This is a genomic window from bacterium (assembly GCA_020444065.1).
Lineage (GTDB): Bacteria > Sumerlaeota > Sumerlaeia > SLMS01 > JAHLLQ01 > JAHLLQ01.
In genome coordinates this window covers 127,304-140,865 of record JAHLLQ010000010.1, presented here as the reverse complement: position 1 = coordinate 140,865, position 13,562 = coordinate 127,304, and the positions used below count along the sequence as shown (strand labels likewise).

The following is a 13,562-nucleotide window of genomic DNA, read 5'->3' as shown; positions in this document are numbered from 1 at the left end:
CAGCCTGCACCGAGGTCGGGCGTCGTGTCCAGATGTGGTTCGTGGGACGCATACAGCAATACGGAGACATCGCCGGATTGGTTGTTGGCAATCGCCACATCCATTGCAGCATCGCCATCCAGATCTCCGACAAACAACCCCGTCGAATTAGTTCCCGATGGAATCGCAATTTCGCTTTGAAAGGATCCGTCGCCGTTTCCTAGAAGATAAACAGATTTCCCCGCTCCGTTCATGACGATGTCTGGAACCGTATCGCCATCCAAGTCTGCTACGGCAATACCGCGTACCTGCCCAACGGATGTCGCCGTCTCCATGTGAGCCTGGAAGGTCCCATCGCCATTGCCGAGCAGAATGGAGTAGGTCCCTCCACCGTAATTCCCGACGATCAGGTCGTCGATCAGATCGTCATCGACATCCAGAGCACAAATCGGCCACGGATACGCTCCCGTTGCGAATGCTCCTCCGACTGCAAAAGTGCCATCGCCATTTCCCAGGAGAATGGAAACAAGACTATCTGCCGGCCGCGTGACCGCCAAATCAACTTCTGCGTCGGAATCAAAATATCCGCTCGCGACAACCAACGGATTTCCGGTGATGGTGTAGTCGAACGGAGCCTGGAATGTCCCATCACCATTTCCCAGTAGAATTGACACGGTATTCGCGGTGTAGTTCGGAACAACCAAGTCTGGGATGTCGTCGTTGCTCAGATCTTCGGCGATTACATCTCGCGGATCACTTCCCGTTGCATAGCTGACAGCCGACTCAAATGTCCCGTCTCCATAGCCCATTAAGACAGAAACCCCATCAGCACCGAAGTCCGCTGTCACAACGTCGAGATTTGTGTCTCCATCAAAATCGGCGACCGTGCAGGCCATAGGATTCAATGCTGTCGCAAACTGTGTGGGGGTTCCGAATTCTCCTCCCCCCTCTCCAAACAGTACGGTAATGGTGTTGTTGTTTACATCTGCCGAGACCAGATCGCGAATTCCGTCTTTATCGAAATCCTCACTGCAGACATCCACTGCCCCAGTTCCTGATACGTAGTTGCGGTGAGTATCGTACTCGCCACCACCCAAACCGCGAAGAACTGAGATACTATCATCGGCGTGATTCCCTGCAATGATATCTAATATCCCGTCCTCATCAACATCCCCTGCGGCAATATCGCCAACACCATTGCCCTTGCCCAAGGCGAATGCGGGAGCGACCAAGGCCCCATTGCCATCTCCAGTAAGGACGATCACAGAACCATACGCCACAATGCCAACATCGTTCAGACCATCGCCATCCAGATCCTCGACAAGCAGTTTCTGCGGTCCGTCAACGGCTGGATGCTCGACTGCAGGCTGGAATGTTCCATCTCCATTTCCGATAAGAACGGAAACATCATCTGTTGCGGTGTTTGAGACAACCAAGTCCCATTCGGTATCAGCATCCAAGTAGCACGCAGCGATGTCCCAAGAACCGTTGCCGACCGTGTAGCCGGTGGGGGCTCCAAACGTCCCATCCCCGTTTCCCAAGAGCACATGAATCGTATCAGCGGCACCATCAAGAGTCGGGTTATTCTTGGCAATGTCCATGATCGTGTCGCCGTTCCAGTCGCCAACGACAACTGCCGTCCCACGCACTCCAGCAGTGTAATTGATTGGCGCTTGAAAGGTACCATCTCCATTGCCAAGCAAAATCGAGAGGTTGTTCGAAGATGCATCGTTGGCCGTCACAATGTCCAGAAAGGTGTCGGCGTTGAAGTGACCGGCTGCCAAATGGCTGCAGGCAGTTGCGACGGCGGTGTTCACGCCCGCCTGAAAGGTCCCGTCTCCGTTTCCCTTCAGGAATGTCACGTTCCCGCCTAACCTGTTCGCCGTCACGAGATCGGGAACCGTATCTCCGTCAAAATCCTCCCAGATTAAGGCATAGGGATATGCCCCAGTGGCATACGATATGCGAGTCCCAAAGGACCCGTCTCCATTACCCGGCAGGATCGAGACGGTATCATCCAACATCTCTGTGGTAAGAACATCCAGGTGTCCATCGCCATTCACATCAAGGCACTGCAACTCGTTGTAGGGTCCATCGCCAACGGGAAAATCCGGGGCCACTTGAAACCCCGGCCACTGAGCGCCCGCATTGCCTGATATCAAGGCCAGTATTCCTGCGGCCACCACCCCCGCCCAGACTCCTCCCCTGCTCCCTCCGCTCCTCTCTGAATTGCCTTTTCTGATGCCTCTCATCACTGCGTCCCTCCGTGTGCGATTGGTATTGATCGATGGTTCCCCGCGACTCAGTGCGGGCGATGTTCCCCCAATGGCAACGGCGCGGAGATTCGCTCTCCGCGTCGAGGCCGCACAGCAATGATATTTCGGTGATTTACAGTTCGGATCATCCGTCATTCGGGACGGGCCAGGATACAGGGAAGCTGTCCCGTTGGCAGGAACAAATGGTCCCAGTGCCGACCGGTCGAGCAACAATCCACGCGCCAGGCGAAAAGCCTATCCCCTCCTATGGCAAAGCACGCTGGGCATTCACCTAGTCTTTCTCATTCAAGACTATATTGGAATGCAAGTTCAGGAATAAAAGGGACGCAGAGAAGTCCGAAGGCAATCAAAAAGACAATTCGGCTCGTGTTTGTCCAGATTTTAATTTTCGCCGCTGCGCGAGACGCGCCATTACAAAAAAAGGCGCGTCCCCGAAAGGACACGCCTGTGATTTATTTTTTCTGTTTTGCATCCAATGATGCGACTTCAAACAACCCGCTTAACCCCTCCGCGGCGGAGTCGTTCTCGGGTATGGAAGATCGTCCGATTCGCCCTCCGGCGGTGCGGAGTCTTCCGGCTCGTATCCGCCGAGATCCGAAACGCTTTGCGCCGCGATATCGTGCTCCATCGGGTTCGGTTCTTTCTTCGGTTCGGGCCGTGAACGGTCCGCTTCTGCAACATGATCCGAAGCAACATTGCCCATCATGATGCTCTGTTGAATCATCTGGCTCAATTCGCCGACGGCGCCCGGCGAGTGCGGCAACATAATCGCATTCGAACGCGACGACGCACCGATCTCCTTCAGCGTATCGAAGTACTGCGTCATGACGACCAGTTGCATCACGTCGTTCGGTGTCGCGCCCGGAACGCTCTTCTGAAACTCCTCCACGCTTTGGCGCAAACCATCGACGATCGCCTTGCGCTGGCCGGCGATACCTTGACCGCGCAGGATCGCCGAACGTGCTTCCGCTTCCGCCTGCTTCACGCGCAGAATCTTCTCCGCTTCGCCGCGTTCTTCCGCGGCGCGACGAATGCGTTGCGCGGCGTTGATCTCGTTCATCGCCTTCTTCACATTCGCGTCCGGATCGATGTCGTTCACCAACGCCTTCACAATGTCGTAGCCGTACTGTGCCATCGTTTCCTCGAGGCCCGTCTTCACGGCGTTCGCGATGTCTTCCTTATTCTGAAAGACATCGTCCAACTTCATCTTCGGAACCTGGGCGCGAACCTCGTCGTAGATGTAGGACTCGATCTGCATTTGCGGATTGGAGAGCTCGTAGAACGCCTCCTTGATCTTATTCGGCATCACGAAGTACTGCACGGCAACCGCCAGGCGCACAAACACGTCATCGAGCGTCTTCGTCTCGACGTGGACGTTCAGTTCCTGCACGCGCAGACTCAGCCGCCCCGCCACGCGATCCAGCGGCGACTTCCAATGCCAACCCGGCATCGCGATTCGATGGAACCGGCCGAGCCGCTCCACCACCGCCGCAGTCTTCTCGTGAACGATAAAAAACGTAAACATGGCAAACTCCCACGGAAATTAGGAAACTCCGCAATCTTTACGGAGGAACATTGTACGTTATTCACCCAACACGCTGCAAATCGACCGCCGCGACGTCAACGGATTGCGGGACAAACACGCCTTGCATGACTGAATCGACTTGTCGCCACTGGGCACCAACAATTAGCCACTAGCCACTATGCGTCTGAACGACCAGAACATCGTCTGCTTCTCCACCGCCGACTGGGACACGCTGCTGCCGACCAACAAGCACCAGCTGATGCGGCGCCTTGCCCGCAGGAACCGCGTTCTGTTTATCGAGACGCTCGGCACGCGCGCCCCCTGTATGGCATCCGGCACAGACCTCGCCCGAATCGGCCGTCGCCTGCGCCGCACGTTCGAAGGCCCGAGCCGCCGCGGAAAGCAGCTCTGGACGTTGTCGCCGCTCGTGCGCCCCGGCTGGGGCAGCCTCACCGCGCGCGCCGCGAACCAAATCGCCTTCCAGGCGCAAGTTCGCAACGTGCGAAAGCAATTCCCCGTGCCCATCGTGTGGGTCTACTCGCCCTACGCCGTGTATCTGCTCGATCAATTCAAGCCGAAGCTCGTCGTCTATCACATGGTCGATGATCTTGCCGCCGTCCCCGGCGCCGACGAACACGCCATTCGCGAAGCCGAAGCCCGCCTCCTCGCCCGCGCCGATTGCGTGTTCTGCACCGAGCGCAGCCTCTACGATCGCGCGGCCGCCGTAAACCCCGCGGCGCGCTTCATGCCCAACGTCGCCGACTACCGGCACTTCGCGCGCCCACGCGAAGTCGACGACGAACGCCTCGCGAAGCTCCGCCAACTCGATGGACCGCGCCTTGTCTTCAGCGGACACCTCGCGCCGCACAAAGTCGACCTGCGCATCCTCGAACACCTCGCGCGCGAACGCCCCGATTGGCAATTGATCCTGATCGGCCCGGTCTGGGAAGGAGCCGACGAGAACGCCACGCTGCAACGCCTGCGCAAAATGTCGAACGTCCACTTCCTCGGCCACGTGCCGTATCGCGATCTGCCGGCGTACCTGCACGCGGCGGACTTGCTCTTGATTCCCTACGTGCGCAACCGCGCAACGCGCGCCGTCTTCCCACTCAAGTTTTTCGAATACTGCGCAACCGGCCGCCCGATCGTCGCCTCGCCGCTACCGTCGCTTCTCCCCTACCACGAAGCCGTCCGTCTCGCCGGCCGCCCATCGACCTGGGTGCGTGCCTGCGAAGAATCGCTGCGCGCCGACGGCGAACTCGCCGAACAACGCCAAGTCCTCGCCCGCCGCCACACCTGGAACGTCCGCCTCGCCGAGATGGACAAAGAAATCGCCCGCGCGATGGATTTGTGAGGCACGTCCACTTCGTGCTCGTGCGCGTCATCGTAATCGATCATCGAGAACGAGCACCGCTCCGCTGAGCACGAGCACGCGAATCATCCCTGCAGTCAATGAAAGGGGCAACGCCCCGTTGCATCTCAGCCGAGGGCGAAAGCCCTGGGGCTCGCATGCGCCCCCTCGCCGAGCGCTGAAGGCGTGGCCTATCGATTCGCTTTTCCAAGATCGAGACGCGCGCCCAACCCCGCGATGATTCCGAGCATTCCCGCGCCAACCACCACCTCCCTGACCGCTCTTGGCCAAGGATGGCCAAGTCACCTCAATCGGCAATGTCGTGCTCATGCGCGTCATCGCAATCGATCATCGAGAACGAGCACCGCTCCGCTAAGCACGAGCACGCGAATCGGCCCTGCAGTCAATGAAAGGGGCAACGCCCCGTTGCATATCAGCCGAGGGCGAAAGCCCTGGGGTTTCCCTTGCCCCTCCAACCCAATCTTGACGTAAACAGAAACCAAAGAACAAATGCCCCCTCACGTTTGGGATTGAGCGAGGGTCTCGATGAACCTGCACTACGCCAATGCAATCCAGGTACTGGGCGTTCTGGTCGCCCTGTTCGGCTTCATCTGCGTCGTTGTCGGATGGATGTTCGTTCTGATCGACGCGTTGCAGGAAAGCTGGATCAAAGGTCTGCTGATCTTGATCGGACCGTTCGCGACGTGCGGCTTCCTCTACGCATACGTGTTGTACTACACGATCTGGGAATACGAATCGAAGTTCAAGCCGTGGGTGATTCTGGCGTTCTTCGGCGGGTTTGGAATTATGGGGATGGGCTGGGCGATTTACTCGGCCGCGACGCCGTAGCGCTCTTGCCGCTGCATCCATTGTTGGCCGACGCACGCTGTTCCTGACGAATCTCCGCCACCTTCAGACGAATCATCTCCTGGTACATCGCCTGCAGCCAGCAGTACGTCAGTCCCGCCTTGCGATCCAGCACACCGCCGCGAATCAGGTACAGGTAGAGAAACGAAACCGCCGCCGGAAACGGCACGCGGCTCGACAGACGCTTCAGCGAACGCCATCGCACCAGGTCGTCCGTCGACGTCACCTTGCGCAGCAACTCCGCGATCGACTCGTCCGACTTCTCGACGACTTCCAGCGCCTCGTCCGTGCTGTAGCGATTGTGCCGCGCGAACCAGTCCGACAATCCCTTCGAAAACGGATAATGCACGTACGGTTCGTCGAAGTGCGCGATCCCGCGCTGACTCTTACCTTCGCGCTGACCGTGTCCGACCTGGATGAATTCGACCTCGCCGATCTTGTGAAAACGCATCTGGTAAACCGGGTAGCACGACGCGTGGCGCAGCCACCGTCCAAAGACGACCTGCTTCGCCGGAACGAAATACCCGCTGTGGCGATCCTCTGCCATGCGACGACGGCACTCGTCCACCACCGCCGGAGTCAGCCGCTCGTCCGCGTCCAGGTGGAACGCCCACGGATGCTTCAGGTCGCACACGCGCAGACCATAATTGCGCTGAGTGGCGAAATTGACGAATGGGTTCTCGAAAACGCGCGCCCCCACATCCTGCGCCATCTCCTGCGTGCCATCGATGCTCCCACTGTCCAGCACCACAACGTCGTCCGTGAACCGGAGCACATTGCGAAGGCACGGGCGGATATTTTTCCGCTCGTTGAGGGTCAAGATCAGAACCGAGAACTGCTGGGTCATGCGTTCTCTCCGCCGGAAGCGGGGTGCTGGAGTTCACGATTGCGCCGCAGCCGAGCCAACAATCGGGGCGGCATGGCGCCCGTCGATCGGGAGCTTCCTGCCACTGCAGGATGCGCTCCAGAAGCCAGCACCAGGGCCGCGGCGGATGTCAGCCAGAAGATCAGATTCATCGGCGAACCCGGTCCCAGGAGCCAGGGCTCGCCCACTTGATTCAGCACCAGCGCCGCGAAACACACACAAGCGGCCAGCCCGCCCGCCCGCACCAGCGAATCCGCCGGCAACCTCGACAGCCGCCGGAAAGGTCCAATCATGGCCAGGACAAACGCGCTGAACAGGACCATTCCAGTCCAGCCCAGGGATTCCAGCAAGCCGAAATACCCGCTGCCGTCCCGAATCGTGAAAGCCTGGTACTGCACGCCGGACACGTCCCGGGTCAAACCGCTCGCCCCGTAGCCGTATCCGAACAGCGGACGCTGCTGCGAAGACTCCAGCGCCTCGCGCCAGATTTCGCGCCGCGATTCAAACGTCTCGATGCTCAACCCGCGCTCGCGGGTCAGATACGCCGCCTGCGTCTGGACGAAGTCCGTCATGGCCAGCAAAGCCAGCCCCGCAACGAGCGCCAGCGATAGCTTGAAGAGCAGGCGAAGGTGCTCGCGCGGGAAGCTGAATCCCCACACAACCACCGCACCCAGCGCCGCCCCAGCCGCCGACCGCGATCCCGTCGCGAACAGCACGAACACCACGCCCAGCACGGCCGCGACGATGGCCGCCGTCCAAAGTCGATTTCGCCGCGCCGCGTAGTACACGCCGAACGGCAACAGCAGCGCCAGCGCCATCGTGCCCACGGCCCCCACGGCGTTCGGGCCCGACTCGATGAAACCCGCCGTACGGTAATATTCTTCCGCGATCGATTCGGAGAGCATCGCCGATGGCAGCGTCAAAATCGTCAGGATCAGTGCCAGCCACGCCATCAGTCGCACCCACCGCAACGGAACCATCGACCGCACCGCCGCGATGTGAACCGTCGCAACCGTCAGCGCCAACGCAATCACCTTCATCAACGAGACGTTCGGCGTCGGCGACCAGAATGACGAAATCGCCGCCATTCCAATCCAGGCAAAGAGGATCCGCTGCGCGATCGGAAATCCCAGCGACGCCCCCGCCTCACGATGTCCAAGAAACAGCCAGGCGGCCACCGCGGCCAAGGCCGGCCAGCGCAGCAACTTCGCCGCATTCGCCACCGGCCCCAATACCGAAACAAATGGCAGCAGGTACACAACCGCCAGCGCCAGAAGACCCAACTCGGCCAAGTTGATCCCGCGCCACCACCAACGCAGCCCCAGGCGCCCGGGCAGCGAAGGCCGGCGAATCAGGGAAGGCTGGATGGCACCTGCAGACCGCATGGGTTACTCATCGGAAGAAGTGCATGCGGTGTACAGTATGCTCAGACTGTCCGCAACGGCTTGGTGCGAGAAATACTCGCGCGCCAGCGCCACCGCGTTCCGAGACTGCTGCTGCAGGCGCTCGCGATTCCGCAGAACCCGGCCCAGAATCCCGGCCGCGCCATCGGCCGTCACGCTCAGGACCGTGCCCACATCCTTCTTCACAGCCCATTCGGAGCAGCCGACCAGCTTCGCCAGCGCCACCGGCGTCCCGCACGCGAGAGCCTCCGCAGCGGCCAGGCCGAAATTCTCCAGCCGGGAGAGCAGCAGAAACATATCCAAGTCTGCCAGGTAATCCCAGCGCGCATCGCCCTCCAATGCGGGGTGAAAGACCGTCTTTTTGGTCAAGCCACATTGCTTGACGATTGTTTCCAGGTGTTTCTCGGACCACGGCGTCGGCGGACCGGCCAGGTGAAGCTCGAACGCCAGCCCTTCCTCCGCCAGACGCCCCAGCAGCGGCAGCCAGGACTCGAAACCCTTGATCGGATGCAGCCGACCCATGAAACCGATGCGTATCGGCGAGTGGATCTCCCGATCAGGGCGCTCCTGAAAAGCCGATTCCGGCAGGCAAGGCGGGATGATTGCGGTGCGCTGCGAGACGCCCCCCTTCCGCAGCGCCGGGATGATCGGCGAGAAGTCCTTCTCCAACTGCGATGTGAACAGAACCGCCGCGGCCCCCTGGAACGCGCGGCGCTCCACGGTTCGCAGGTAAATCTGCTTCGGCCAGTTCACCGCTCGCCCCAGCGCGATGTTGGGCTTCATGGCATGCCCGACCGTTGCCAACACGTATGGAACGCCCGCCTCGCGCGCAATCTGCGTCGCGTCAGCGGTCGACTTTGCAAACAAACCGTGCACATGCAAGACGTCGAATGTTGCGATCTCGCGACGCAGCCACTGCTCCAGCTCCGGCGCAGGCTTGCGCCGCTCGGACGACCCAACCATCGCGAAGGCGATCACATTCACATCCCGAAAGCGCGTCACCTCGCCCTTCGGAATGTCCAGCCGCCGCGAAGGTCCATCGAAATCCGTTGTCGCCAGAACAGGCTCATGACCGGCGGCTTCGAGCGCGCGGCACATCTCCAGCGCTGCCATGCCCGGCCCGCCGTCCACCTCCGAAATGGAGGCTACTACGTGAAGGATTCGCATGAGATTCTCGTGCAGGGAGGGCGCGGATCATTCCGCACCCGGGTATCGAAGGAACCTGGTAACGCAGCAAGCCACCGGCCAGAATGCGCTCCGGCCGGCGTTATTCCTCGGCCTTTTCCTGAACGCCCGTCGCTTCGAGCACCATCTCCGCGCCCCGCTCCGGCGTCCAGACAGCCGCCAAATGGTCTCGGGCGTGCAGCCCCTGACGGTGCGCCTCGGCTGGACTCTGGGCGTAGAATACCATCGCCCTTGCCAAGCCGTCCTGCTTGGCAACCAATCCGGTTCCCGGAGCAATCAATTCGACCCCCGCACCGCATTCCGGAGTCGTAATCACCGGCAAACCGGCGGCCATCGCCTCCGCCACAACCATCCCCCAGCCATCGTTTCGAGTCGCTAGCACGAAGACATCCGCCTCGGCAAAAGCCTCATGCCGCCGCGCGAACGGCACGGGCGCTTCGATTCGGACGCGATCCGCCACGCCCAGATCCCTCGCCAACCACTCCAGCCCCGTCCGCAACTCGCCGTCTCCCACGATCCGGAGCGTCGCGTCTCCCCCGATCTGCTCGAATGCCCGCAGCAACAGGTCGTGCCCCTTGCGCGGGATCAACTGCCCGACAGACAGAAACCGGACCGGACCGCGGCGCTCCGGCCGTGGAAGGGCCGCAAACGCCGCCGTGTCCATCACGTACTGCACGTGATGCAGCCGATCGCGCGAAACACGCAAATCCTCGAACTCGATCATCGCCCGGCGACCGATTGCCAGAATTCCGGCCGCGTGCCGTGTCACCCAACGGAACAGCCCAGCCCGCAAAGCCGCCGCCAGCTGATCGGTCATCGCGTTCGGCGGCTCCGCCATCAGGAACCACGGCACGCCTTTCGCCCTCAGCGTCCTGGCCGCCATCCACGTCGTCGGCCAGGTGTAGAGCGTCAGGATCGCTGTCGTCTCCGGGCGGCAGAGCTCCCCCACCACCTTGCGAATCGATCGATTCACCTTCGGAGTGCCCGTCGCGCCCAGCGGCGCAAACCGGTGCGAAAAACCCTCCGCATCCGCCCCCCAGTCCCGCTCGGGATCGTCCGGAGCCATGAACAACACATCCAGTTCCACGTCCTCCCGGGCTGCCAAGGCACGGAACAGATCCGCCATGTGGGGACTCGGGTGGTTCACGCAAAACAGAAGATGGCGCGGCGATTTGGACATGGCGAATCCTGAGCGCAACCCTCCCCCCCGCGCAACCACTGGATGTCGTCGAAGCGCCAGGGCGGCAGTTTCGCAAAATCACGCTGGCGTTTGCCCGCCTTCGTGCCATCATGAAAGCAAGGCTGAGGAAAACACCATGAGCGCCCGGCGCAGCACCATCCTGATTGCCGATCCGGACTGGGAGGACTTCGGGGCGGTTTACTCCGTCACCGAGGGTCTGGATGTCGAATTGTTCTGGGCCGCCAACGGCGAGAAGGCCCTCGAACTCCTCGATCGCCGTCCGATCGACATTCTGATCTCCGACTGGGACGTCCGCGTGCCCGACGGCCGGCTGATTTGCACGGCCGCCAAGTCCATGGCGCGCGATGGGCCTCCCCACACGATTCTGCTCACCGAAGACGGCCAGGGAGGCGAAGTCCTTGGCGACGCGGCCGGCGTCGACGATCTCTTGCGCAAACCGGTGAACATGCTCGAACTCCGCACCCGTGTGCACGTCGCGCTGATCGTCCGCGATCTGACCGTCCACGCGGCCGAGCTCGAACGCCGCGTTCACATGGCCGGCCGCGTCATCCAGCACCTCGGCCCTCCGCTGGGATCGCTTGTCGGCTATGCTGGCCTCTTGCGCCAGGAACTCCGCCGGCCGCGCCTCGAATCGCGCCGCGAAGACCTCCAGGAACTCGCCGAAGCCCTCGAACGCCTCACGCAACGCCTCGAACGCACCCTCGCCCCCCTGCGCGAACTCGAACTCCCCCTCGACCATCCCACCGACGACTGATTTCCGACTTGCCAAAACACCCCCACCGGCGTTGCATAGACTCGCCCGGCCCATGAAGGTGCGGAACTTCGCGGCGGATACCGTCGCTGTCATTACCCTCAACCCCAAGGTCTCGGTTCATCGCTTCGATGCCTTCAACCCTGCCATCCATCGAAACAGAAGAACAAACCATGAAGAAGGAGCAACTCGCTCCTCTCTATCACGTGGTGCTGTTTGACGACGATGACCATAGCTACGCCTATGTCGTCGAGATGATGATGAACCTCTTCGGACTGTCGCCGGAACGCGGCTTCGAGATCGCCTACGAGGTCGATCACATCGGCCAGGCAATCATCAAAACGTGCCCTTACGAAGAAGCCGTGGCCGCCCACGCCAAGGTCATCAACTACGGACCCGATCCGCGCATGCCCAACAGCCGCGGGTCCATGGGTTGCACGATCGAGCGGGCCGATGGCGAGTAGCGAAGAACGCTCCGCTCCCTCCGGCCGCAAAGTCCTCATCCTCCTCTTTCTAGCCACAGTCTTCGGCGTCGGCATTCTGCTGACCGGTCCCGCGCGCATGGATCAGGTCTGTGTGCATTGCCTCGAGCAACGCCACGGCACCACCTTCCGCATCGGATCCTTCGATGTGGGCGCACCGAAATGGACGGCGGACAACTCGTGGCCGGGAGACAATCGCTACACGCCCTACCTGCCGGAACCGTTCGCGACACCGCTGGCCGATTCGCCGCGCGCCTACCACGAAGCAATCTTCGACACGCCGTGCGACCATCGTTGGGAAACGACGGCGCGCACGATGCCATTTGCCCTCGTCGTGCAGATTCCGAATCGCCAGGCCCTCCAGCCCGATCCCGCGGGGCTGGTCAATGCGCGACGCATCGCGATGGCCGTTCTGGATCCTTCAAACGAGGAAGACCGGGAATGCTTTCGGCACTTCGACGAAGTCCTGAGAACGCGCAAGCCCGGTGAAGAACCCAGGCGCCGTCGCCGTCATCCCGTCACGCAGCCGGGCGAAGAAGCCGCATCTGCGTTCATGGTGCACTTCTCGGAAGTCGTCGAAAAAGAAACGGCGACGCAGGATGTCCGCGCCGCCGCTTGCGATCTTTCAATCGAAGAGCCCTAGAGCTTCAGATCCCACAATCGCAGTTCGCCTGCCATTCCAACGGCTGCGAGTTGCGAACCGTCCGGCGAGAACGCAATACCGAAACAATCCGAGCCATTCTTCGGCAGTTGGGCCCGACGCTTCATTCCATCGCGTTCCCAAATCTGCAACCCGCCGTCCGTCGACGTCGTGGCCAGGTATGTCCCATCGGTGGAAACCGCGATGTTGCCGACCCAGAATTTCTCGCGTTCGAAGAGCAGCTTCTCCTCGCGCGATTCCAGATTGTAACTGACGATCGTCGGTCCGTTCGGAACGATCACAAAACGATCGTTCTCGGCAACGCGAATCGAAACGGGAACATAGTTGATACCGAACTCGTCGAGCTTCTCGCACGTGTTCGCATCCCAGACGAGAATCTCGCCCACGGTACACGTCACAAAAAAGTCCTTCGAACGGGCAGAATCCAGCGATGTGACCGCGCGCTGATGGGCCTGGAATTCGTTCAACAGCTCGCCTGTTTCCACGTCCCAAATTTGCACCTTGCCGTCTCGCGCACCGGTCACAATTCGGCGATTGTCTGCAAGGAATGCCCCACGAAGAATCGTTCGCTCACCGGGATCGATCGTCAGCAGGAGTTCTCCCGTCTGCGGATCCCAGAGCAACAACTCACGGCTTACCGTCAGCAGCCGCGACCCGTCCGGCGAGAATGAGCAATTCCGCACGAACCGCGTGTGCCCGTCCATCTTGCGAAGGAACTCTCCGGTGGTCGGATCGTACAGCCGAATGGCCAGATCGCTGCTCGAAATCCAGCGTCCCTTCCACGAATAGGCCCCGCCCGTGATCGCGAGGATCTTCCCGTCCGGGGAGTACTCGACGTCGGTCAACGAATACTGGCTGACCGAGATCGTCTCGAAGTGCTCGCCGGAAAAAAGCAACATCACCCCAAAGACCGCCATCAGAATGGCAGCCATTCCCAACGTGACGTTGGTTCCTGCTGTCCGGATGATTTCACGCGTCTTCATGGCCAATTCTATCCCAGGCGATAAGTCAGACGA

The 13,562-nt window shown here is 60.8% G+C and carries 12 protein-coding genes; 5 read left to right on the top strand and 7 right to left on the bottom strand.

The features are described 5' to 3' along the window. The coding region (locus KQI84_18680; GenBank protein ID MCB2156908.1) for a VCBS repeat-containing protein at positions 1-2,099 on the bottom strand (2,099 nt) is incomplete at its 3' end. Between the two features lie 655 nt (positions 2,100-2,754). Beyond that, a complete protein-coding gene (locus KQI84_18675) occupies positions 2,755-3,780 on the bottom strand; it encodes an SPFH domain-containing protein (protein ID MCB2156907.1) in 1,026 nt (341 codons plus the stop codon). Positions 3,781-3,958: 178 nt separating this feature from the next. Here KQI84_18675 and KQI84_18670 point away from each other — a divergent pair, with 178 nt between their 5' ends. Together KQI84_18670 and KQI84_18665 are read left to right on the top strand one after the other, a co-directional pair. After that, the gene (locus KQI84_18670; protein MCB2156906.1) at positions 3,959-5,134 is read left to right on the top strand and encodes a glycosyltransferase; all 1,176 of its coding nucleotides are present in this window, start codon (positions 3,959-3,961) and stop codon (positions 5,132-5,134) included. A gap of 543 nt (positions 5,135-5,677) precedes the next feature. Continuing rightward, entirely contained in the window at positions 5,678-5,980 is a 303-nt protein-coding gene (locus KQI84_18665; GenBank protein MCB2156905.1) for a hypothetical protein, read from the top strand. On the opposite strand, the gene KQI84_18660 is transcribed toward KQI84_18665, so the two are convergent. From KQI84_18660 to KQI84_18645, 4 genes are all read right to left on the bottom strand, one after another. Then, the gene (locus KQI84_18660; protein MCB2156904.1) at positions 5,937-6,845 is read right to left on the bottom strand and encodes a glycosyltransferase family 2 protein; all 909 of its coding nucleotides are present in this window, start codon (positions 6,843-6,845) and stop codon (positions 5,937-5,939) included. The two genes, KQI84_18665 and KQI84_18660, sit on opposite strands and share 44 nt — an antisense overlap. After that, complete coding sequence (locus KQI84_18655) at positions 6,842-8,248, bottom strand: O-antigen ligase family protein (protein MCB2156903.1); 1,407 nt, start codon at positions 8,246-8,248, stop codon at positions 6,842-6,844. The genes KQI84_18660 and KQI84_18655 overlap by 4 nt, the downstream gene beginning before the upstream one ends. Before the next feature lie 3 nt (positions 8,249-8,251). Next, positions 8,252-9,433 (bottom strand): glycosyltransferase, encoded by a 1,182-nt coding sequence (locus tag KQI84_18650; GenBank protein ID MCB2156902.1) that lies wholly within the window; start codon positions 9,431-9,433, stop codon positions 8,252-8,254. 100 nt (positions 9,434-9,533) lie between these two features. After that, positions 9,534-10,631, bottom strand: a complete 1,098-nt coding sequence (locus tag KQI84_18645; protein MCB2156901.1) for a glycosyltransferase family 4 protein — start codon at positions 10,629-10,631, stop codon at positions 9,534-9,536. A gap of 136 nt (positions 10,632-10,767) precedes the next feature. On the opposite strand from KQI84_18645, the gene KQI84_18640 reads away from it, so the two are divergent. The 3 genes from KQI84_18640 to KQI84_18630 all read left to right on the top strand — a co-directional run bounded on the left by KQI84_18640 (position 10,768) and on the right by KQI84_18630 (position 12,528). Next, a complete protein-coding gene (locus KQI84_18640) occupies positions 10,768-11,406 on the top strand; it encodes a hypothetical protein (GenBank protein MCB2156900.1) in 639 nt (212 codons plus the stop codon). A 170-nt stretch (positions 11,407-11,576) separates the two neighbouring features. Then, complete coding sequence (locus KQI84_18635) at positions 11,577-11,867, top strand: ATP-dependent Clp protease adaptor ClpS (protein MCB2156899.1); 291 nt, start codon at positions 11,577-11,579, stop codon at positions 11,865-11,867. Next, the gene (locus KQI84_18630; GenBank protein ID MCB2156898.1) at positions 11,857-12,528 is read left to right on the top strand and encodes a hypothetical protein; all 672 of its coding nucleotides are present in this window, start codon (positions 11,857-11,859) and stop codon (positions 12,526-12,528) included. Before KQI84_18635 ends, KQI84_18630 begins: the two co-directional genes overlap by 11 nt. Here the strand turns inward: KQI84_18630 and KQI84_18625 are convergent. Then, the gene (locus KQI84_18625; protein ID MCB2156897.1) at positions 12,525-13,529 is read right to left on the bottom strand and encodes a WD40 repeat domain-containing protein; all 1,005 of its coding nucleotides are present in this window, start codon (positions 13,527-13,529) and stop codon (positions 12,525-12,527) included. The genes KQI84_18630 and KQI84_18625 overlap by 4 nt on opposite strands. Between the last annotated feature and the right edge of the window lie 33 nt (positions 13,530-13,562).